19 protein-coding genes and 2 pseudogenes are annotated in these 19,486 nt (G+C 59.8%); 6 read left to right on the top strand and 15 right to left on the bottom strand.

Features of this window, described 5'->3' with window-relative positions:
* Window positions 1-61: 61 nt before the first annotated feature.
* Complete coding sequence (locus J3R84_RS31630) at window positions 62-712, top strand: GntR family transcriptional regulator (protein WP_203529697.1); 651 nt, start codon at window positions 62-64, stop codon at window positions 710-712.
* A gap of 124 nt (window positions 713-836) precedes the next feature.
* Here the strand turns inward: J3R84_RS31630 and J3R84_RS31635 are convergent, their stop codons facing one another.
* The 5 genes and pseudogenes from J3R84_RS31635 to J3R84_RS31655 all read right to left on the bottom strand — a co-directional run bounded on the left by J3R84_RS31635 (window position 837) and on the right by J3R84_RS31655 (window position 3,695).
* Entirely contained in the window at window positions 837-1,193 is a 357-nt protein-coding gene (locus J3R84_RS31635) for a type II toxin-antitoxin system HicB family antitoxin (protein ID WP_203529699.1), read from the bottom strand.
* Entirely contained in the window at window positions 1,190-1,411 is a 222-nt protein-coding gene (locus tag J3R84_RS31640) for a type II toxin-antitoxin system HicA family toxin (RefSeq protein ID WP_225968608.1), read from the bottom strand. The genes J3R84_RS31635 and J3R84_RS31640 overlap by 4 nt, the downstream gene beginning before the upstream one ends.
* A gap of 147 nt (window positions 1,412-1,558) precedes the next feature.
* Window positions 1,559-1,858 (bottom strand): annotated as a pseudogene (locus J3R84_RS31645) (type II toxin-antitoxin system HicB family antitoxin); the annotation flags it as partial.
* A gap of 236 nt (window positions 1,859-2,094) precedes the next feature.
* Entirely contained in the window at window positions 2,095-2,520 is a 426-nt protein-coding gene (locus tag J3R84_RS31650) for a plastocyanin/azurin family copper-binding protein (RefSeq protein WP_057207904.1), read from the bottom strand.
* Between the two features lie 653 nt (window positions 2,521-3,173).
* Window positions 3,174-3,695: a universal stress protein gene (locus tag J3R84_RS31655; protein ID WP_057207939.1), complete on the bottom strand. Its 522-nt coding sequence runs from the start codon at window positions 3,693-3,695 to the stop codon at window positions 3,174-3,176.
* Window positions 3,696-4,231: 536 nt separating this feature from the next.
* On the opposite strand from J3R84_RS31655, the pseudogene J3R84_RS39170 reads away from it, so the two are divergent.
* Both J3R84_RS39170 and J3R84_RS39175 read left to right on the top strand, forming a co-directional pair.
* Window positions 4,232-4,373, top strand: a pseudogene (locus J3R84_RS39170) (LysR family transcriptional regulator); the annotation flags it as partial.
* Between the two features lie 404 nt (window positions 4,374-4,777).
* Entirely contained in the window at window positions 4,778-4,927 is a 150-nt protein-coding gene (locus J3R84_RS39175; RefSeq protein ID WP_225906513.1) for an EF-hand domain-containing protein, read from the top strand.
* Between the two features lie 347 nt (window positions 4,928-5,274).
* On the opposite strand, the gene J3R84_RS31670 is transcribed toward J3R84_RS39175, so the two are convergent.
* From J3R84_RS31670 to J3R84_RS31715, 10 genes are all read right to left on the bottom strand, one after another.
* Window positions 5,275-5,760, bottom strand: coding sequence for an adenosine-specific kinase (locus J3R84_RS31670; RefSeq protein ID WP_057207912.1), 486 nt, complete (start codon window positions 5,758-5,760; stop codon window positions 5,275-5,277).
* Between the two features lie 298 nt (window positions 5,761-6,058).
* On the bottom strand, window positions 6,059-6,241 hold the full coding sequence (locus J3R84_RS31675; RefSeq protein WP_156408098.1) for a hypothetical protein: 183 nt from the start codon (window positions 6,239-6,241) through the stop codon (window positions 6,059-6,061).
* 260 nt (window positions 6,242-6,501) lie between these two features.
* A complete protein-coding gene (locus J3R84_RS31680; protein WP_203529700.1) occupies window positions 6,502-6,714 on the bottom strand; it encodes a hypothetical protein in 213 nt (70 codons plus the stop codon).
* Between the two features lie 138 nt (window positions 6,715-6,852).
* Window positions 6,853-8,739: a heavy metal translocating P-type ATPase gene (locus J3R84_RS31685; RefSeq protein ID WP_057207918.1), complete on the bottom strand. Its 1,887-nt coding sequence runs from the start codon at window positions 8,737-8,739 to the stop codon at window positions 6,853-6,855.
* Window positions 8,740-9,029: 290 nt separating this feature from the next.
* Complete coding sequence (locus J3R84_RS31690; RefSeq protein WP_203529702.1) at window positions 9,030-9,653, bottom strand: universal stress protein; 624 nt, start codon at window positions 9,651-9,653, stop codon at window positions 9,030-9,032.
* A gap of 323 nt (window positions 9,654-9,976) precedes the next feature.
* Window positions 9,977-11,137 carry an MFS transporter gene (locus J3R84_RS31695; protein ID WP_203529704.1) on the bottom strand — a complete coding sequence of 387 codons (1,161 nt, stop codon included), beginning with the start codon at window positions 11,135-11,137 and terminating at the stop codon, window positions 9,977-9,979.
* Window positions 11,138-11,940: 803 nt separating this feature from the next.
* Window positions 11,941-12,978 carry an IS110 family RNA-guided transposase gene (locus tag J3R84_RS31700; RefSeq protein WP_057207512.1) on the bottom strand — a complete coding sequence of 346 codons (1,038 nt, stop codon included), beginning with the start codon at window positions 12,976-12,978 and terminating at the stop codon, window positions 11,941-11,943.
* 234 nt (window positions 12,979-13,212) lie between these two features.
* The gene (gntR, locus tag J3R84_RS31705) at window positions 13,213-14,268 is read right to left on the bottom strand and encodes an HTH-type transcriptional regulator GntR (protein WP_225968559.1); all 1,056 of its coding nucleotides are present in this window, start codon (window positions 14,266-14,268) and stop codon (window positions 13,213-13,215) included.
* The gene (locus J3R84_RS31710; RefSeq protein ID WP_203530073.1) at window positions 14,265-14,489 is read right to left on the bottom strand and encodes a tautomerase family protein; all 225 of its coding nucleotides are present in this window, start codon (window positions 14,487-14,489) and stop codon (window positions 14,265-14,267) included. Before J3R84_RS31710 ends, gntR begins: the two co-directional genes overlap by 4 nt.
* A gap of 15 nt (window positions 14,490-14,504) precedes the next feature.
* Window positions 14,505-15,416: an SMP-30/gluconolactonase/LRE family protein gene (locus tag J3R84_RS31715; protein ID WP_057210133.1), complete on the bottom strand. Its 912-nt coding sequence runs from the start codon at window positions 15,414-15,416 to the stop codon at window positions 14,505-14,507.
* A 349-nt stretch (window positions 15,417-15,765) separates the two neighbouring features.
* Between J3R84_RS31715 and J3R84_RS31720 the strand changes: the two genes are divergently transcribed.
* The 3 genes from J3R84_RS31720 to J3R84_RS31730 all read left to right on the top strand — a co-directional run bounded on the left by J3R84_RS31720 (window position 15,766) and on the right by J3R84_RS31730 (window position 19,482).
* Window positions 15,766-16,890 (top strand): sugar ABC transporter substrate-binding protein, encoded by a 1,125-nt coding sequence (locus J3R84_RS31720; protein ID WP_057210211.1) that lies wholly within the window; start codon window positions 15,766-15,768, stop codon window positions 16,888-16,890.
* Between the two features lie 73 nt (window positions 16,891-16,963).
* Window positions 16,964-18,505: a sugar ABC transporter ATP-binding protein gene (locus J3R84_RS31725; protein WP_057213363.1), complete on the top strand. Its 1,542-nt coding sequence runs from the start codon at window positions 16,964-16,966 to the stop codon at window positions 18,503-18,505.
* Window positions 18,502-19,482: an ABC transporter permease gene (locus tag J3R84_RS31730; RefSeq protein ID WP_025430850.1), complete on the top strand. Its 981-nt coding sequence runs from the start codon at window positions 18,502-18,504 to the stop codon at window positions 19,480-19,482. Before J3R84_RS31725 ends, J3R84_RS31730 begins: the two co-directional genes overlap by 4 nt.
* The last annotated feature ends 4 nt before the right edge of the window (window positions 19,483-19,486 follow it).

Below are 19,486 nucleotides of genomic sequence, written 5' to 3' on the forward strand. Positions count from 1 at the left end.
TCGCGCTGTGGCAGGCGGCCTCACCCAAAGCAGGCCTGGTGATTTGAAAGGAATTTAACCAATGGTTTCACGGAAGACTTCGGCGGGCGAATTCATCGCTTCGGATGTTCGCAATCGCCTTCGTAGCATGATCCTTGGGGCGGAACTGAAGCCGGGGCAGAGGCTGGTCGAAGATGATCTGTGCGAGCGGTTGAATGTCGGGCGCACGCCCGTGCGTGAAGCACTCCTCCTACTTCAGGGCGAGGGGTTCCTGAGCCGCGAACGCGGTTGGGTTGTCGAGACGATCGATCGAAGCCAGGTGCACGCTATCTTCGAAAGCCGCGCCGCCATCGAAGCGGCGACCGCGAGGCTCGCCGCACGCCATGCAGAGCCCGGCGAGCTCGAAGCGCTGGCGCTTCTGATCGAGGCCATGGAGCCCGCCGAATCCTTGACACGCGGCGAACTCAACACACTCAACACGCAATTCCACAAGCTCATCGTTACGGCGTCTAAGAACATGTTTCTCGGACAGTTCCATGAGCGCACCCAGTTCCATTATTGGATGCTGCGAGTACCCATCCTGTTTTCAGAAGCCGAAATTAAGGAAACCAACCTGCAGCATCGCCGCATTCTCGACGCGCTGGTCAAGGGTGATGAGGACGAGGCCGAACGCGCCGCTCGTGACCACGTCGAAGCGACGATGGCGATCGTGGAGCCCGCCATTCAACTCTAATCGGCTTGCGAAGCATCATCGGGGTTCCGGTTTTGTGCTCCCAAAGCCACATAATGTATCGACTGAATGCCAATCCATCGGACGATTGATGATGCGTGAACGGATCCACGATGGCGCAATGGCACTACGCCGATAGGCGTGCCTCCGCAAAGTGGTCGGCGGCTTCTTCCAGCACCTCTTCTGCCCATTGGTTGAGACTCTTTCCCGAAAGCTCGGCAGCAAGAGCTGCTCGGCGATGGACCTCCGGAGCGACCCGAAAAATCATCTTCCCAGAATAGGGCCGCTGAGGCTCTTTGCCGATTTTCTTGCAGGTGTCGAGATAGTCATCGACTGCCTCATGGAAGGCTTTCTTGAGTTCAGCGACGCTGTCACCGTGAAAGCCGATTACATCGGAAATACCTGCAATCTTGCCGAAAAACACTTCGTCGTCAGCGTCGAACTCGATGCGAGCGTGATACCCGTTGTAGGCCATGGTATTCATGGCGTTACTCCAATCTGCATCAGGAACTCGCGAGCATCGCGCACCTGATAACGCTTTGCTTCCTTGTCCGGATGAGGTCGATGGAAACTCGCAATGATGCCGTCTTTTTCAAACTTAACGCGGGAACCATTCCCCTCAATTACGTTCGCTCCGGCAGCCACAAGCAGGTTTTGCCGCCTGTCGATCAGCCCCGGCACCTTGATCGTCGATGCGATCAGGTTCTGCCGCGTCTGCACGAAGTCACGCACGAGTGCGCCGATCTCCTCGGCGGGCGTGGAGGCATCAAAGGCGAGATTATAGGTCACGGTTCCGGTGTTGGAGGCACCAAGCGCGCTGACAAGACGGAAGCCGACGCGCACCTGGCGGACGTCTTCTGGCAGGGTGATGTTTACGCGAACGGCTCTTTTGGCTTCCGCCTGACGCCAACTAGAATTTCAACACCGTCCTGGTTCTCCGCGTCTGCCACAACCGCCTCCAGTGTAGAAGGCTCGGGAATTGCTTCGCCGTCTTCGGCTAGCCCTTCAATGTGTAGAGACAAGGCTTCTTCGGCCATAGCTCGCGCATCTCGAGGTCGGTGCGGCGGTGATCAGGCCCGGAAAGTCGGGAAAGGACACGCCGTAATCGCTGTCGGCATCCTTATGGATCAATCCGATATAATTGCGCATGTTCATTACCTCAGCTTAAGTCCTGCTTGTTTCTCGATACTCTTCAATGTTCCGATCGGAATGTCGAGACGCTGGTCCGGTCCGCGTCCTTGCGCATTGTGACCACGGCATCGGAAGCGTCCCGCCTTCACGGAAAACCGAACTGACGGGCGATATGTTCGCGCCCGCGCGGTTTTCTCGGCCCATGCCCGTCGCCGTCTCGTTCCCGATATCGGCCCGAGGCTCTTGGGACCGTCCTATTTAGTCACCGTCAACATGGCGTGCATGCCGGCTTCATAATGGCTCTTGATGTTGCAGAGGAGTACGTAGGAGCCCGGCGCAAGTTTCGCTTTTAACTGACCATCGGCACCTGGCTTCAGCTCGGAAACTTCGCCCATGCTTTTGAGCTTCTTCTCGTCGACCCGCCCTTTGGCGGCATCAACCACAATTTGCTGATCGGCCGACTTCAGCTTCACAAGTACTACCTCATGTTCTTCCGTAATGGCGTCGTTGTGGACGAGAAATGTCGCCTCGCCGGCCTTGATCGTGGACTGGTCGAGAGTCAGGGTCATCGGACCACCAGCTTCGCCACCCTCTGTGACCTTGACGATGGTTGCGGCGAATGCAGGCGTTGCAAGACAGACAATGGCAAAGACGGCAAATGTGTTCTGGAGGTATCGCATGCGGAGTTCTCCTTTTTGAATGGGCAGCTTTGAGGTCTAGAGGGATGCTGAAAGGCACCGGAACCTAAGGGCCTGGTCCTGTCGGTTTCCTGTCATTCTGTCGAATTGCTGGGTACGGACTTCGAGCGCGTTGCGTACGCGTAGTCATCGCTAGGACGGGTAATGGGATCTCGAATTCACCAGCGTGCTCCGCCCAAGCAAACCGGCTATCGCCAGTGCGGCGGCCGAGAAAAGGATCGCTCACCTGGCGATCCGACGTCGAAAGCGCGGGTCACAGTCATTTGCGATGATGACGAAAGGCACTAGGACCTTAATCGGGCCACGCATCAGAAAATGCATGAAGAATATCTTTCGCGCGCCGAACTCTACCTCCGGCATCTCCGCGGCGAGCGACGATTGCGCAAACCATTGCACCGGCAAGAAGGCTAGACTCATCCCCAGAGCGGGGATTCTGCGGGGCGATCGGCCATTGACCCGCCGCCGGGGTTCGTCGGCATGAATCAGCGTAATATGAAACAACCTCGAGGGTCAGGTCCCGCAAATACGTCGTCATCGACCGGTCCAAACACGACTTCGACAGCACACTTCAAAGGTCTATACATCCGTAGGGCGATTTGTGTTGTCCACGGCTGATCTCACGCTGGCGGGTGAGTTCACCGCACTATCGTGACCGAGCAAAGCGCCTGTTGTGCGACCTTCTGCGAGACGCTTCCAAGCAGCATCCCGGCTAACCTTCCCAGCCCACGGCTGCCGACGACGATCATGTCTGCACCAATCTCGTTCGCTACGGCGAGAATGGTCTCAGCATAGTCGCCAGGTTCGACCCGCGTGTGCACGTCGTTGACGCCAAGAGTTCGTGCACGTTCCGCCGCATTCTCGACAATGCGTTCTCCGAGCACCGACCTCGTCTCGCCAATGCCGCCTTGCGAACTTTTGAATAAATCGTGCCTCGAGGAGAGGGCGCGCTCTTGCCCAGGCATCGTGATCGCCGAGACACGCCGCACCATATGCTCGGCTCGTGCAAGTTGGCTTGCTTCCTCGGCCCTCACGGCGTTCAATATGACGTGAAGGATAGTAACGCGCGCGCCCGGACCCCTTGCGATGTTGGCTGCCATCTCCACGGCCTTCCAAGCCGTATCGGAGCCGTCTGTTGCAACAAGAACGTGTTTGATCATCATCGTCCCTCCGGTTCAGCAAGTCTCCCACAACTGAGGCGGAATGTATTGATACTGGTCAAAGGACTGCAAGCGTACTTCGAAACCTGGGCTGACGTCGCGGCGAGCGCCAAGGCGCCGGATAATACGGACAGCGCGGCTGCGGCCACGCAGACTTGGCATCGGCATTCTTGATGCCGATCAATGTAGGCTCTCTGGTCGCGTTCCGGATCGATTTCCGCAAACTAGTTTTACGATACTTGCGACCGACAGCCGGGCATAATTTCTATTCTTCTGCACCAAAAAATCTCAGGCGAGCCTCAGCTTGGCACGCTGCGGGGGAGGGCGCAGGCGGCGGTGTCAGCACTGTGCTCCGTGTCGCGTGTGAGGTTGGAACCGCTTACGCTGTCCACAAAGTTATCGATGTCCGTTCTCATTATAGCTCTCAACCTCACCATTGACGTTTCAAGCCTCGCTGAGCGCCCATTTATGGGCCGTCGTGTTCGATCGGGCCCCTTGATGCGCGCCATTGACGAACGGAATGCGATTAAACAGCCGAGCGCTATTGCGCCGAGAACTTCGAGGAGCGCTATCTTTCATAGGACGTCATTTAACACCTGTGACGACACCTTCTCGCTGGTGTCACTGGTGTCGGCCGGTCTTGGCATCGGCTTTGCGTCGGAGTGGAGGGGCGGTCTGCGAATTTTGATCCTTGAACCTGCGATCATGCCCATCGGATAAATGTCGTGCTCCAATTGACGTGGCGCAAGGAAACCGGTCCGCACTATTGGTAGTTTGTCGCATGTTCATACGACTGCACTTGAGCGCCAAAGCGCGGACGCAAACCCGTGCCTTGCCTCGGATCTCCTGCTTCTCGAAAGGAGAACGAACATGACTACAGCAAAACTTGCATATGTGGCGATTGGCGCCACGCTCCTAGCAAACAGCCCCACGCCATCCTTGGCTCAAACAGCCCCCGCCGAGAAACAAGATGCGCGGCCGGGTTACTCTGAGATGATGCCTGGCGAGATGATGGGGGGAGGCAGCGCGGCATGATGGGTGGCATGCGCCAAAACATGATGCAAGGCCACATGATGAAGATCATGTTTGCCGTTGCCGATGTTGATGGCGACGGCGCCCTGTCGTTCGACGAAGTCACAACGATCCACAAGAGGATCTTCGAGACGGTCGATGCGAACAAAGACGGCAAGGTGACGCCCGAGGAGATGCAGGCCTTCATGCGCGATCAATGAGGCCTTGAAACCGGCTTTTTCGCCGGCATGCGGACCATAAAAAGGTCTGGAGAGCCGGTTCCGTCCGTTCGCAAACGTCCCCACACGCGGCTCCGCGCCTGTGTAGCTGGCGCAATGCCTGCATCGTAGTGAAAACAATTGCTCACCGTTTGTCGTTGCGCTCAAAAAACGAGGGCCGTGGTGACAACCAGCCCCTTGTTTTTGCAATCGATAATACGGTTTCCAATATCGAGTTGGCATTCTGATGCAGGGTCGTAAATTGAACTTCATTCCCGGCGGTTTGTCGCCCTCCGCATCCGGCAGTCTCGAATTCCCTTGGCACCGCAGGCGCCGGCTTTGTCCAGCCACTACAGCTTGTAGCCGATCTTTCGGAGCAGGTCTTTCCGCCACGCGATGTCCGCATCGGTTTCGAAGCCCAGCGGTGAGGCGCCATCCACCACGCCGAGCACGCCGCGGCCCAGTTCAGTTTGCGCGACGATCACCTGTGTCGGGTTGGCAGTCGCACAATAGATGCGACAGACCTCTGGCACCGCACGCACCGCAGCCAGCACGTTGATGGGAAAGAATCCGTCGCCGAGGAAGATCAGGAAAGTGTGGCCGGCGCCAATGGCCAATGCGTTGTCACGTGCCAGGGCAAGCTCGGCTTCGTCATTACCCGACCAACGCACCAGCCGCTTACCGGAGGCCTCGCAGAAGGCCAGCCCGAAGCGGATGCCTGGAACCGCGCCCACCAATGCCTCGTGGAGATCTTCCACGGTCTTGATGAAATGCGACTGGCCAAAAATGAAGTTGGCGGCGTCCGGCTTGACGATGGGCACCACGGTGAGTTCCATGGCTGCGCTCCTTCAAGGTAGGCAACGCGATGGTAGGTAGGCCCACAGAAGGCGATTTCAAGCCATCACATGCGGCCAATTCGCCCTCCGCGCCGCCACCGGAGGGCCAGAGCGCGGCTCGCCTACCGTGACTTCGAAATGATCCGCGCGACGCAACGGTGGCTGGTGAGCTGGATCAGGCTGCCCGACGACGAGAATGTCGAGGTCGGCGTCGGCCCAGTCGGCTTCAGCATCGTTATCTGCGAGGAGCTTGCTACGTCCGCAATGACGAGGGTTCAGACCCGAGGTCCGTATTGCACTACATGGCGCGCGAGGCGCGCGCCAGCAGGACACCGGTCAATGAACCTGCGAAACCGAGGTGGGCCAGATATTGCGTGATGACCGTGCTGTAAGTCAACATGCCGACAAGGCGACCGCGCGCTACCCAGGACGGACTAACCGATAGATCGACAGTCGCCGAGATGAGCAATGGCTGAGTCAATGTCGTCGCGCCGCGATATAGGAGCGAGTGAGCGAAAGGTTGGGCATTCGGGAATGGTGCGGTGCCGCCAGGAACGTTGCAAGGGTGGCCTCATCGAAGCGCTCAGCTTCGGCGATCTGTGCGAATGTTGGAACAGTGTCCGAACCTTGACGTTGCTCGGGTGCCACGACGTGACACCCGCTGCACCAGCGCTTCAAGCGGGTGGTCACTCGGCTATCAATCTATGACGCCACATCCAGAGAAACGCGCATTGATGCGCGTCAAAATGCGCGGCCCAAACCGATCTCAATCTCGTCGTTTGTCAACGAGCGATGCCGCTTGCTTGAGGGATGTGCTTCCAATCGATTGATAGTGAACTTTTCGTGGAAATCAGCATCAGCAAACAACGCACGGTTCGCCGCGTCGCGCTGGTGGAGGTTGTTCGCAGACGGTGTCGGCCTTGCTTGCATGGAATTTGTGATCACCAACTCCATCCAGATACACCCGATGGCGCTTGTCTATTTCGATCGGCTGCACGATAAGGGCCGGTGGTGGTCGGCGTGTGGTGATTAGGTTTGAGGAAAGACCGAAGCTCCATTGGCGGCCCTCGCTACCTTCTGGAAGATATGCACTTACGAATTTGCCGGGGCAGGCGAGGCCGATCCTTCGGTGGAGGAAATGTTTGACGGCCCACTCAAGGCTCGCAAAGCGTTAACGATCGCTGCGATGTCTATCCCTTCCTGCAAAAGGGCGCCGGCGACCGGAGTTATGTATCCAAAGGCCGCAAAGACCATCGCGATCCCCGACAAAGCCAGACCGACAACGATGCTTTGCAAGGCGATTCGCCTTGTACGCCGTGCGATCATGACAGCATGAGGTACGCGATCAATCCGATCGACCAGGATCACGACATCCGCAGCTTCTGACGAGGCGGTCGCCCCGCGGGCACCCAGGGCGATGCCAATATCAGCCGCAGCCAGTGCCGGCGCATCATTGATCCCGTCACCCACCATCATCGTCGGCTGGCGACGTTGTTCGGCCGCAACGGCTGCAAGCTTTTCGGCCGGACTACGATCGGCATAGACCTCGTCGATCCCAAGGGAAGATCCGACGATGCTGGCGGTCTCGGCGTCATCGCCGGTGACCATGATGATACGCGAAATGCCGGCTGCATGAAGCTGAGCCAATGCGGCCGGCGCCTCAAGGCGGATTGCGTCCGCCAAAACGAGGAATGCAGCGATCCGACCGTCCACGGACACATAGATTGCGAGTCCCGAACTGCCTTCCCTAGCTGATGCAACCGAACAGGCCCATGCCGGTACCTCTCCATCTGCAAGGACAAGGGCACGCGACCCGGCGCGCACATGCCTACCCTCGACAATGCCCTCCAATCCGGAGCCGCGAAACTCCCGGACATTTGTCGGCGATGACAGTGGCATTCCCTTCGCTCGCGCCAAGGCAACGATGGTCTCGGCCAGAACATGGTGTGAGGCCTGCTCGAGGGATGCGAGAAGGCGCAAGATTTCTTCGGCGTCGCTATTTGGCGCCGTTTCGAAGAAAGTTATGCGTGCCCCGCCTTCAGTCAATGTCCCCGTCTTGTCGAAAATGACAGTGCGGACAAGGGCAAGCGCCTCGAGCGCGGAGCTTCCCTTCATCAGGACGCCCGCGCGTGCGGCGCGCGAGACGCCGCCGATGAAGGCAACGGGTGCGGCGAGAATGAGCGGGCAGGGAGTGGCGACAACGAGCACGGCGAGTGCCCTGATGCGATCACCCGATAGCCACCACGCAAGACCTGCAACGAGAAGCGTCGCTGGCAAAAGCAGCAGGGCGAAACGATCGGCTATTCGGATGAACGGTGCCTTGGCGGTCTGTGCCTCTTCGACCATACGGACAATGCCGGCATAGGTGCTCTTACTGGCTGGGGCAGACGCTCGATAGTGGAACGCCTCGCCGGCATTGACGGTGCCGCTTCTAAGGTGTTCACCCTTCCGCCGAATTTCCGGCAAAGGCTCGCCGGTCACGGCGGACTCGTCAAGCTTGGCCTGTTCATTAAGAAGGTGCCCGTCTACGGGCAACAGCTCGCCGGCTCTTACCAGCAAGTCATCACCTACGACGATCTCTCCAGCCGCAATGTCCGTTACTTCGCCCTCAGCGACCTTGTGGGCAATGCGGGGCGTTCGATCACGAAGCGACCTCAGGTCGCGTTCGGCTTTGCCGCGTGCGTAATCTTCCAGCAGGTTGCCGCCAGTATACATCATGGCGACCACCACACCCGCGAGTGGCTGCCCCATGGCGATCGAAGCTATCATCGCCACGAGCGCTATGGCGTCCACACCCATCCGTCCGACCAGGAAATCGCGCACAATCGTGATTGCGAGCGCTGCGACCACCGGAACTGTCGCGCCGCTCCAAATGAGGTCGGGTGCCAGCGGCCAGCCGAAGTATTTTACCAGTAAGCCGGCAAGCATGCCGGTTAGAGCGACCGCCAGAAATGCAAGGTGGAAGAAACCCGCTCTCATGCAATCCGCACCTCCCGCTGTCCATTCCGAGGCTCAGGCGATTGTGCCGCAATAGAGTACCGGCGCGGCAGCCCCCGGTTGACCGCTCGATGCCGAACAGCAGGCCAAGCGTCCCACCAAGCAGCAGGCTTCGAAGCAGTTGTTCAATGTACCATGAGAACCGGCACTGACGGGGTCTCGAGCATCGAGCGGGTTAACCCGCCAAAAAACCCGCTCGCGCATTCGCGAATGGCCATAGGCGCCCATCACCATCACCATCAGCTCTGCCGAGGCGTCCCGCGCGTATCGGTTCAGCACTTCGTCAATGCTGCGTCCCTCGCTTGGCACCGCTCGACGGCGACCGAGACGCCATGGCGAACAAGGTATGCCGCGATGTCGGCGCCGGGTTCTTCGCCATTGCGACCGTAGCTGGCGCGGGGATCCACCATCGTGACCTGCACGTCATCTGCGCCTGCCAGAATGCCCATTGCCTCGCGGGCCGCCCGAGCCGCCTCGAAACCCGAATCCCAAGCCAGCACGACTTTTTTCGGAGTAAGTGTCGCGGTTTTGCCTCTGGGCACGATCAGTATCGGACGTGCGGAACGAAACAACGCTCCATCGAGCGTGCGGGAGCGTAGTTCCGGATCGGCCATCAGCCCATCGCCGACAAGCGTGAGATCGCAATAGCGCCCCCTCTCTCCGATTTCGTCGTCTGCCCAGGCAATTTCTGCGTACATCGTGGCGACGTCGAAGGATATTCCCGTATGATCCAGGATCGCTTTTGCCTTTTCCACACATGTCTCCAGCCTGACGATATCGCGCTGCCTTTCATCGAGCCAATCGACGGACACACCAGCTGCATATTCGCCAATTGGCGGAGGTGACGCGAGTTTGACAATCAACAGTGAAAGAATGCTTCTCCCGCGCTCGATCATTCTGGCTCCGGGTCTTGGTGCGCAAGGCGGTGACGTCAGCAGCATACATGCCCTTCGTGGAACACAGCAGGGCGATCTTTTAGTTCCGGTTTCGAGCGGTCCCACTCGCGCCGAACATCGAGGCATTTCTATCGCGGTCTATCGAGCGGCGTAAGCAACAAGCTCGCCACGCTGAATGAAGCAACACACCACCCCCATCAAGCGGGAGCCGCCCACGCGGGCACGATTCCCATGATGAAGAAAGAAGCCGAAGAAAATGTGATGAAAAGCGCTCACAGGAGTTCGTGCGACTTTAACGCCGAACTCTTGCAACGTAACAAGCTTTAGGAGCCTTGCAGCCGCAAAAACCGCCGGTCGACCATGGTCAGGGCAAGTGAAGCTGCCAAACTGATACCGAGAACGATCATGGCGCTAGCGGTGCCAGCCACTTCCAGCTGCGTTGCCGCGATGGGCAAAACAACCAGGATAGCCAGATTGTTGAGGCTTTCAGAAACTGCCAGAACCTGACCTTTGTCAGCGTCGCTGCGGGTGGCGAGCATGGACGTGCTCGCTGGCGCGGCGAGGCCAAGCGCAAATCCCCAGATGACAAGACAGACAAGCCCTCCTGTTAAGGGAAGGGGCGCGAGCATGAATGTGCTGACCGCCAAAATAAGAAGTGCGAGGGCTACAACGAGCGTCACGTCGTCTTTTCGGCAAAGGCGGCTGACGGGGCCGATGCCGAGATTACCAATTGCAAGCCCGAGGCCGAACGCCGACACCGAAACTCCGACTGCGCCAACACTTAGGCCGTGACGTAATCGAAGCACTTCGCCGGCAAGAAGGAAACCAGCCACTGCCGTTCCGTTCCATAGACCTTTTGCAAACAGCGGACGAGTGATACTTCCTCGAACAATCCAGGCAAGCCGCTTCGGCTTTTTTGCTGGACGGCGGGACGGTTGAGAGGGGATCACACGCTGCGCGATGATGAAGGCCACTAGGCATCCAGTCGCGGTAGCATGAAAGGGTGCGCGCCAGTCGAAGGCGTCCGTCAGGATGCCGGCAAACACCGGACCAGCTACTATTCCGAAGGTCATGCCGATCATGACGACTCCCATGGCGGCAGATTGCCGGCGAGCCGGGACGATATCAGACACCAACGCGAAGGCTGTCGGAATGAGCGCCGCCGATGCCACCCCCCCAAACATCCGCAGCGCGATGGCTGCGCCAAAACTTGGAGCAATCGTCAACGCTAGGCCATCAACTGCGAAAAGGACAAGGGAGACTAAAAGGAGACGGCGACGGTCCATGCGATCAGACAGAAATCCGAAGATTGGAGCCGCGATAGCATAGGACAACGCGTAACTGGACACGAGCCAGGATGCGTGTGCGGGCGTTATGTCGAAAGCCTGCGCGAGTGGCGCAAGCATGGCAGACAGCATGAACTCGGTCGCTCCGACGAAAAAGACGGCGAGAGCAAGAATATGCAAGAGAATTCGTGAGGGCACGAATATCCTCCATCAATGTCGTGTTGAGAGGTAACCGGCGCGCGAGTGTTTGCGGTCGCAAACATAGCACCGGAGCAAAGTCGAATGGGGGAATTTGGGGGGGCGACCGTACGCCCGCACGCAGGAAGAGCCTGCTATTGGTCTGCTTCTTATCTCAATGTGGATGAGAATGGAAGGCCACTCCGATGATAGAAGCTGTTGGACAGCCGTTACTCGAACCCCGCGTAGTGGCGAATATGCGACGCTCAATCTCGGCTACGGCCAATCTGCGGTTTCCTTCACACGGTCTGGATTTGAAGAAATGGATGAAGTCACACATGACGGCCACACCGAATTTCCAGACGATGGCGCAATCGAGATCGTGTTCGCTTACGACAATGGCGACGAGGCCGTTCTAAAGGCCAAACCAGGGACTTCTTCAACAGTCTGCTATCTTCTTTCATGGTTCGCCCTCGCTAAGCGTGGGGCTCGGCTCCGGCCTATCCAGAGCAACCCCCGAATTCAGCTTACCGCGGGGGCGGCCACCTTCACCCCACGAACATACGGTCTTCTGTAACGGGTTCTCCCGAGTCAATCCCTTGTGAGCTTAATCCCTCGCCGAGTGCTTGCTTCTGTCCGCAGTCGGCGCTGGGCCGCTGCTGTATGGGGTCTGCTGAGGACCGGCTGGCCAATCTAGGAACGCGCAGTCACCTGAGTGCTGCTTGCCGTATGGCGGCCTAACCCTTCCATCGTCCCGGCGAAGGGACCTTGCTCCGGGCGGCTGATGGTGGTGCCCGCCCGAAAGCTGTCCTGTTGTCTCCGGCTCAGGCGGCCATTGCTGGCGCGGCCTTGTGGGGAATGAAGTTGGTTTTATCCCGGAGCATGTGATGCAACACCACCGCCAGCTTGCGGGCCAGCGCGACACGCGCCTTTCTAGGCCCCGCACGTCTGGCGACCGCCAGTGCCCAACACTTCAGATCGGAGCCTTTGACCGGTCGCGTGAGGATGACGTTGGCCGCCTCGTAGAGCGCGGTTCGCACGCCCACATCGCCGATCTTTGAAATGCGACCGCTATAGTCGGTTTCGCCCGATTGGTACTTCTTCGGCGTCAATCCGAAATGCGGCCCCACCGCTCGGGATGATCGGAAGCGCTCGGGAGCGTCGATGGCCGACACAAATGTCAGCGCCACCAGGACGCCGACGCCGGGCGTCGTCATCAACCGAAGTGCGTTGTCGTCCTGACGAGCCATAGCGCGCAGTTTGCGCTCAAAACCTGCAAATTCGTCAGCAAGTGTGTCGCGCACCTTCAATAGCGACGCGGCGATCGCCTCCAGTGTCGGATGACCCTCAATCAGCTCGCGGATCCGTGCCGCATAGGTGCGTCGCGTCGTCGGCCCGACCTTGAGGCCGAAGCCGCGCAGAATGCCCCGGATGCTCATCTCGATGTCGTGAAGCTTACCCTGAATGAGCTTGCGGGCGGTCAGCAGCGCACGCACCTCCTGGGCCGGAAGGGATTTGCAGTGGACCGGTCTGAACCAGCCAAGCCGCATCAACTGCGCAATGCCCCGTGCGTCCTTCTTGTCGGTCTTGACCGGCATCGTCTTAAAGGCTGCCCGCACGTGGCGCGTCTCAATCAGCTCGACCGAAAGACCTGCTTTCACCATCCCGGCATGGAGCCACTGCGACAAAGGGCCGGCCTCCAGACCAATTCGCTCCATCGCCACGCCGTGCTCGCCGAACCAGGCGATCAGCGCATCGGGTTCGCTGAGGATCTTTGCTTCCCGCACAATGCGGCCATCCGCATCCACCACGCACACGCTTGAGCATTCCAATGACACGTCGATGCCGGCATACTGCTTCATGGTCGTCTCTCCGTGATGCTATGGAGCAGGCCATTCCTGACTCCGCGACACCATCATTGTGAGGGACGACCACCAGCCTTTCAAACCTTGCTGGCTGGGCACCGCCCGTTACACCATCTAGTGGCAGCGAGAGGTCTCCGCGCAGCCGATGTTGCCGCTATGGAGAACCTAACCGAAGTGCATCATGTATCATCTGGATTGTGCGCTGCGGCCGATCCTTGAGAATGTGCCGTTTCATCGCGCCGTACTTTCGCGAACCTGAAGCTCGAAGCCCAAGTCGACGATCGGCGATTCAATTGGCCGGCCGGCAAGTCGATCCAGCACCATCTGCACCGAGCGCCGGCCGATTTCATAGCGCGGCGTGCGTACGCTGGTGAGCGACGGATAGGCGACGTGCATCATGTCGAGATCGTTGAAGCCGCAGATTGCCATGCTGTGCGGCACGGCGATACCCGCCCGCTGGCATTCGAACAGCACGCCCATGGCAAGGTCATCATTGTTGCAGAAGACCGCATCAAGATCGGCGACCTTGGCAAGCGCATCGGCCAGGAGCGGCGCACCGAGCGATACGCGTGAAGGCGTCAGCGTGGTGGTTACCAGCTTGGGATCAAAGAGCTGAGCGGTCTCCAGAGCCGAGCGGTAACCGGCGAGGCGACGCTGCGAGCGAGGATCCATTCGCGCGCCGATGAAGCCTATACGGCGATATCCAGCCTCGATCAGATGGTTGGTCGCCGCCTTACCGCCATCGAAGTGGGAGAACCCGACCAGCATATCGACCGGATCGTCGCCATACTCCATGATCTGCACGATAGGGCAATCCGCGCTCTCGAGCAGTTTGCGGGTCGTTTCGGTCTGGTCGATGCCGGACACGATCAGCGCCGATGGCCGCTGGCTCAAAAACATCCGCATCAGCCGTTCCTCTTCCCGGGGCGAATAGTGGGTATTGCCCATCTGTATCTGCAACGGACCGTCGCCGAGCTCGTCATAGATGCCTCTCACCGTGTCGGCGAAGACGATGTTTGTCAGTGACGGCACGAGAACACCGATCACATCGGCTCGGGAGGAGGCGAGCGCGCGCGCATTGGGGTCGGGCGCATAGCCGAGCTGGACCACCGCCGTATCGATCTCCGCGCGCAGTTCGGCCGAAACCAGCGACGGATCGCGTAGCGCGCGCGACACGGTAATCGCGGCAACCCCTGCCAGCTTTGCGACGTCGGCTATGGTTGGCCTCCCACTGCCGCGTCGGCTTGCCTTCCGGCTCTGGTCTTTGGAAGTGATGTCGTCCTTCACGTCGACTCCTGCTGGCTGCGTGAGCGCAGGGTCCCGACATCGATGCGGCCGACATACCAGTTCCCTGCGTCCACCTCATCGAAGACGACGGAGATTTCGCGCTCGGATAATCCGGTTGCCTCGGCAATCGCGGCAGTGACCTGGCTGCTGATTGCCGCCTTCTTGGCCGCAGGATCGTCGGCGAGGGTCTCGCCCACGATGGTGATCCGCACGAACGGCATGGCTGGCCTCCTGCCTCAGTCGAGTCTTGCGCCGTTGACCATCAGCCGAACGGCATAAAGCGAGCTGGTGGCGCAGATGTAGAGGATGTTTCGCTTAGGCCCGCCGAACACGCAATTGGCGGTGTTTTCCGGCACTCTCACCTTGCCGAGCAAGGTGCCGTCCGGGTGGTAGCAATGGATGCCGTCGCGGGCGCTTGTCCAGATCCGCCCTTCGTCGTCCAGGCGGAACCCGTCAAAGAGGCCTACGGTGCAATCGGCAAAGACCCGCCCGCCCGATATCGCGCCCGGCTCGTTCACATCGAAGACGCGCATATGCGCAGGAAGGTCGGGCCCATGCGTCCGGCCGGTGTCGACGACGTAGAGCTCTTTTTCGTCAAGCGAAAAGGCGAGGCCATTCGGCCGCACCATGTCGGTAATGACGGCCGCAACCGCGCCCGTCGCCGGGTCGACACGATAGACGTGGCAGGCGCCGATTTCACTTTCGGCCTTGTGGCCCTCGTAATCGGACTCGATGCCGTAGGCGGGATCGGTGAACCAGATCGACCCGTCTGATCGCACGACGACGTCGTTCGGCGAGTTGAGCCGCTTGCCGTTCCAGCGATCGGCGACGGTGGTGATGCTCCCGTCATGTTCGGTGCGGCTGACACGGCGGCCACCGTGCTCACAGGTCACCAGACGGCCATGCCGGTCGGTGGTATTGCCGTTCGCGAAGTTCGACGGTTGGCGAAAGATGCTCACATGCCCGTCGGTTTCGTCATAACGCAGCATCCGGTCATTGGGGATATCCGACCACACCAGATAGCGCCCGGCGGCGAAATAGGCCGGCCCTTCGGCCCAGCGACACCCCGTGTAGAGCTGTTCCACTCGGGCGCTGTGGTTGACCAGGCTGGCAAAGCGCTGGTCTACGATCTCGAAATCCTCGGCCATGGGTACCCTCATGCGGCAACGATCGCACTCTGACCGCTGCATGATAGCGCTAACATCACGGAAGTGAATAGCCCTTCCTCGATCGGTGTCGACCGTCGCCGAAATTCAACTGAAAATTGGGAAGTTCGGTTCTCGGTAATCCGCAAATGTTACTTTACAATTTTTTGTGGTAGCGCTACCTAATTAAGAGACAGCGGTGTTTTCGGGAGGAGACCAGAGCGCCTCGTCAATGGTTGAAAGCAGGCATCCAGCGTGCCGGTGCCAGAGAAGTTCGTGCCGTTCCGGGGGAAGGAGTTCCCTCTCGAACCGGAGAACAAAATCAGCGGCGCGCCAATGGGAGGAAATGTCGATGGTGAAGTCACTCGCTGGCGGCATCGTTGCTGCCACTGCCTTTTTCATGTTGGGATCGGCCGCCTACGCAGAGCCGGAAGTGGTTTCAGGGCCCGCGGCGGAGCCGGAATGTTTCGCGCCCTGGTCGGCAGACACCAAATTCTTCAAGTTTCCGAAAAAGGACGGCCCATACCGCATCGCTCTTGCGAACGGCTACATTGCCAACACCTGGCGTATCCAGATGGTGCAGACAGCCAAGGCCTATGCCGCTCAGCCCGACGTCGCGGCCAAGCTGAAGGAGTTCAAGGTCGTATCGACGGGTGAGGACGTGCCCGCCCAAATCTCGGCGATCAACAACTTCATCGATTCCGGCTATGACGCCATCGTCGTCAACGCCCAGAACCCGACGGCATTCGCGCCCGTCATCAAGCGGGCGAAGGAAGCCGGCGTGGTGCTGGTTGCCTTCGATAACATCCTCGACACCGAGGACGCGATCAACGTGAACGTCGACCAGAAGGGGCTCGGCGGACTGTGGGGCGAATGGCTCGTCAAACATCTGCCGAATGGCGGCAAGGTACTCGAGGTGCGCGGTGTGGCCGGAACTTCGGTCGACACCGACCGTCACGATGGGATCCATGAGAAACTCCAGGCATCGGGCAAGAAATTCGAAGTCGTCGAGGTCATGGGAAAGTGGGATGACGCGGTGGCCCAGAAGGTGACGGCGGATGCGATCGCCACCAGCGGTCCCTTTGACGGCATTACCGGTCAGGGTGGCGATACCGGCATCGTCCAGGCGATGATCGACGCCAAACATCCGTTCGTGCCGTTTGGCGGCGAAACCGAAAACGGGTTTCGCAAGTTCTGCGCAGCACATGCCGCCGACGGCCTGAAATGCTCGTCGGCTGGAACCGGACCCGCACAGGTGGCCGTTGCCATCAAGACGGCGATCGCCGCGCTCGAGGGACAGGTGGTGCCGCAGTCGGTCAAGTTGCCGTTGGCCATTGTCGAAGATCCGAATTTCAAGGAGGGCCAGGATTACTTCCAGTCCGAATCCGACAATTTCTTCGTCGGTAATTCCTTCCCTACCTGCGGGATTAATTTCTCCGCCCAGGAGATCATGAAGCAGAGCAAGGAAAACAAGTAGGTCGATCAGGAACGGGCACCGCACAGCCAGCCGTGTGGTGCCCGTCGTCCGTAACGGTTTCCCGGAGAGCGCAATGGAAAATGGCGGACCGCTCTTTTGCATGGAGGGGATATCGAAGCGCTATGGTGGGGTTCGCGCGCTTGAAAATGCCGCGCTGTCGGTCAGGGCAGGGGCCATCCACGCCGTACTCGGCGAGAACGGCGCCGGAAAGTCGACGCTCATCAAGATCATGGCCGGCGTCGTGGCTGCGGACGAGGGCCAGATGACGCTCGATGGACAGCCGGTGAAATTCGCTTCGCCGGCTGCCGCCAACGCCGCCGGGATCGTCTGCGTTTTCCAGGAGTTGTCGTTGATCCCAGAACTCAGCGTTGCCGACAATATCGTCATTTCCAATCCGCCGACGCGGTTCGGCATGATCGACCGCAAGGCCCAGAGGCGCCTGGCAGAGGAGGCGCTGGCGCGCGCCGGTGCCGTCGACATCCATCCTCTGGCTCTGGTCAAGGATCTGCCGCTGTCGCGCAAGCAGATCGTCGAGATTGCCAAGGCGCTAGCGCGCAAGCCGCGCATCCTCATCCTCGACGAGGCGACATCGGCGCTGACTGCGGCCGACGTTTCGAAGGTTTTTGCAGTGCTGAAGCGATTGCGTGCGGAAGGGCTGGCGCTTGTCTACATCTCGCATCGAATGAACGAGATTGCGGAACTTGCGGACGACTGCACGGTGTTTCGCAACGGCAGCAAGGTCGCGAGCTACGCGGCGGGCTCCAAGAGTGACGGCGAAGTCATCGAGATGATGATCGGCCGTGAGTATCACAGCGTCTACCCTCCTAAACCGGGCCGGCTTGCACAAACTGCGCCAGTGCTTGAAACACGAAATCTGTCCTGGGCGGACCGGCTCCACGACATCTCGTTTTCGCTCCGCTCGGGCGAAATCGTCGGTCTTGGCGGGTTGGACGGGCAGGGGCAGCGTGATCTCCTTCTAGCGCTGTTCGGGGTCCTGCGCGGGCTGCGCGGCACGGTCCTCGTCGACGGCAGCCCGATCAGCATCAGCAGCCCCGCGCAGGCGCGCCGGCACGGTATCGGCATGGCGCTCATCCCGGAGGACCGTAAGACCGAGGGGCTGATGCTGCCGATGACGGTGCGCGACAATCTCTCGCTTGCGTCGCTCGACCGGCTGACGCGCGGCGGGATCATCGACAGCGCGAAAGAGGAGAGCGCCATCAATCAGATGATGACGCTGCTCGCCATCAAGGCGGGGAATATTGATGCGCCCGTTGGAGCACTTTCGGGCGGCAACCAGCAGAAGGTCGTCATCGCGAAATGGCTGATGCGGCAGCCACGCATCGTCCTCCTCAACGATCCGACACGCGGCATCGACGTTGGAACCAAGCAGGAGATCTATCTGCTCTTGCGGCGCCTTGCTGACGCGGGCGCGGGCATCCTGTTCTATTCGACCGACTATGCCGAGCTCATCGGCTGCTGCGACCGGGTCCTCGTGCTTTATGACGGGGCGGTGAAGCGGGAACTGGTGGGAGCTGAGATAACGGAGCGCGCCCTGATCGCGAGCGCGCTTAACATCCCGTCCGCGGAACCATTCCATCAGGAGCCCGCGCAATGAACGACTGGCAGTATCGACTGGCCGAGCACCGGGGCACGCTGACTGCGGTTGCGATCTTCGTGGTGATGTTCATCATCTACACGGCGAACCATCCGGCTGGTTTCACAGCCAACGTTATTCAGACGGCTGCCAACAAGGGGGTGCTGCTCGCCTTTGTCGCGATGGCCCAAACCATGGTGGTGATAACCGCGGGCATTGACCTCTCCGTGGGCATGATCTTCCTTCTCACCAACTGCCTGGCCTCATGGTTGGTTGTGGGCTCGCCGCTCGAAACGACCTTCGGCGTCGTTATCGTCCTGGCCGTCGGGGCTGTGTGCGGCGCGATCAATGGAGCCATCGTCATATATGGGCGGCTGCAGCCGATCGTGGCGACGATTGCGACGGGGGCGATCTATTTCGGTGTCGCCCTGTTGCTGCGACCATTTCCGGGAGGTTCCGTTAACGAGGGTCTGGCGGACGCCCTGACGGGACGGATATTCGGAGTCGTCCCGGCGAGCCTCGCGGCACTCGCGGCGGTGGTTGTGCTGATATGGGTGCCCTTCAGCCGGTCGGTCTATGGCCGGGCCGCCTATGCCGTAGGTTCATCCGAAACGGCGGCCTACATGTCTGGCATGCCGATCCGGCGCGGCAAGCTGCTTGCCTATACGCTTTCGGGCCTGGTGGCCGCCCTCGGCGGGCTGTTTCTCACTTTTTTCACGTATACCGGTGACGCGGCTTTCGCCAGCGGTAACGCCTACACGCTGTTCTCGATTGCCGCAGTGGTGCTGGGGGGCGTTTCGCTGTTCGGCGGCAAGGGCAGCGCCATCGGTGCCGTCTTTGGTGCGCTGGCGTTCCGCACGATCGGCGACCTTTTGTTCGTTTTCGATCTCGACCCGCTCTGGCAACCGCTTTTCCAGGGACTGATCCTGCTTGCGGCCATCAGCCTCGGCGCTCTGGCCCTTTTCCGGGTGCGCAATAGATTGGAGTGGTTCCTGTGAGCGA

The sequence above is a fragment of the Ensifer canadensis genome (assembly GCF_017488845.2).
Taxonomy (GTDB): domain Bacteria; phylum Pseudomonadota; class Alphaproteobacteria; order Rhizobiales; family Rhizobiaceae; genus Ensifer; species Ensifer canadensis.

Coding starts and splice junctions, on each gene's coding strand:
- J3R84_RS31630 (WP_203529697.1), top strand. CDS start 62: ATGGTTTCACGGAAGACTTCGGCGGGCGAATTCATCGCTTCGGATGTT.
- J3R84_RS31635 (WP_203529699.1), bottom strand. CDS start 1,193: ATGAATACCATGGCCTACAACGGGTATCACGCTCGCATCGAGTTCGAC.
- J3R84_RS31650 (WP_057207904.1), bottom strand. CDS start 2,520: ATGCGATACCTCCAGAACACATTTGCCGTCTTTGCCATTGTCTGTCTT.
- J3R84_RS31655 (WP_057207939.1), bottom strand. CDS start 3,695: ATGATCAAACACGTTCTTGTTGCAACAGACGGCTCCGATACGGCTTGG.
- J3R84_RS39175 (WP_225906513.1), top strand. CDS start 4,778: ATGTTTGCCGTTGCCGATGTTGATGGCGACGGCGCCCTGTCGTTCGAC.
- J3R84_RS31670 (WP_057207912.1), bottom strand. CDS start 5,760: ATGGAACTCACCGTGGTGCCCATCGTCAAGCCGGACGCCGCCAACTTC.
- J3R84_RS31680 (WP_203529700.1), bottom strand. CDS start 6,714: ATGGAGTTGGTGATCACAAATTCCATGCAAGCAAGGCCGACACCGTCT.
- J3R84_RS31685 (WP_057207918.1), bottom strand. CDS start 8,739: ATGAGAGCGGGTTTCTTCCACCTTGCATTTCTGGCGGTCGCTCTAACC.
- J3R84_RS31690 (WP_203529702.1), bottom strand. CDS start 9,653: ATGATCGAGCGCGGGAGAAGCATTCTTTCACTGTTGATTGTCAAACTC.
- J3R84_RS31700 (WP_057207512.1), bottom strand. CDS start 12,978: ATGAAGCAGTATGCCGGCATCGACGTGTCATTGGAATGCTCAAGCGTG.
- J3R84_RS31710 (WP_203530073.1), bottom strand. CDS start 14,489: ATGCCGTTCGTGCGGATCACCATCGTGGGCGAGACCCTCGCCGACGAT.
- J3R84_RS31715 (WP_057210133.1), bottom strand. CDS start 15,416: ATGGCCGAGGATTTCGAGATCGTAGACCAGCGCTTTGCCAGCCTGGTC.
- J3R84_RS31720 (WP_057210211.1), top strand. CDS start 15,766: ATGGTGAAGTCACTCGCTGGCGGCATCGTTGCTGCCACTGCCTTTTTC.
- J3R84_RS31725 (WP_057213363.1), top strand. CDS start 16,964: ATGGAAAATGGCGGACCGCTCTTTTGCATGGAGGGGATATCGAAGCGC.
- J3R84_RS31730 (WP_025430850.1), top strand. CDS start 18,502: ATGAACGACTGGCAGTATCGACTGGCCGAGCACCGGGGCACGCTGACT.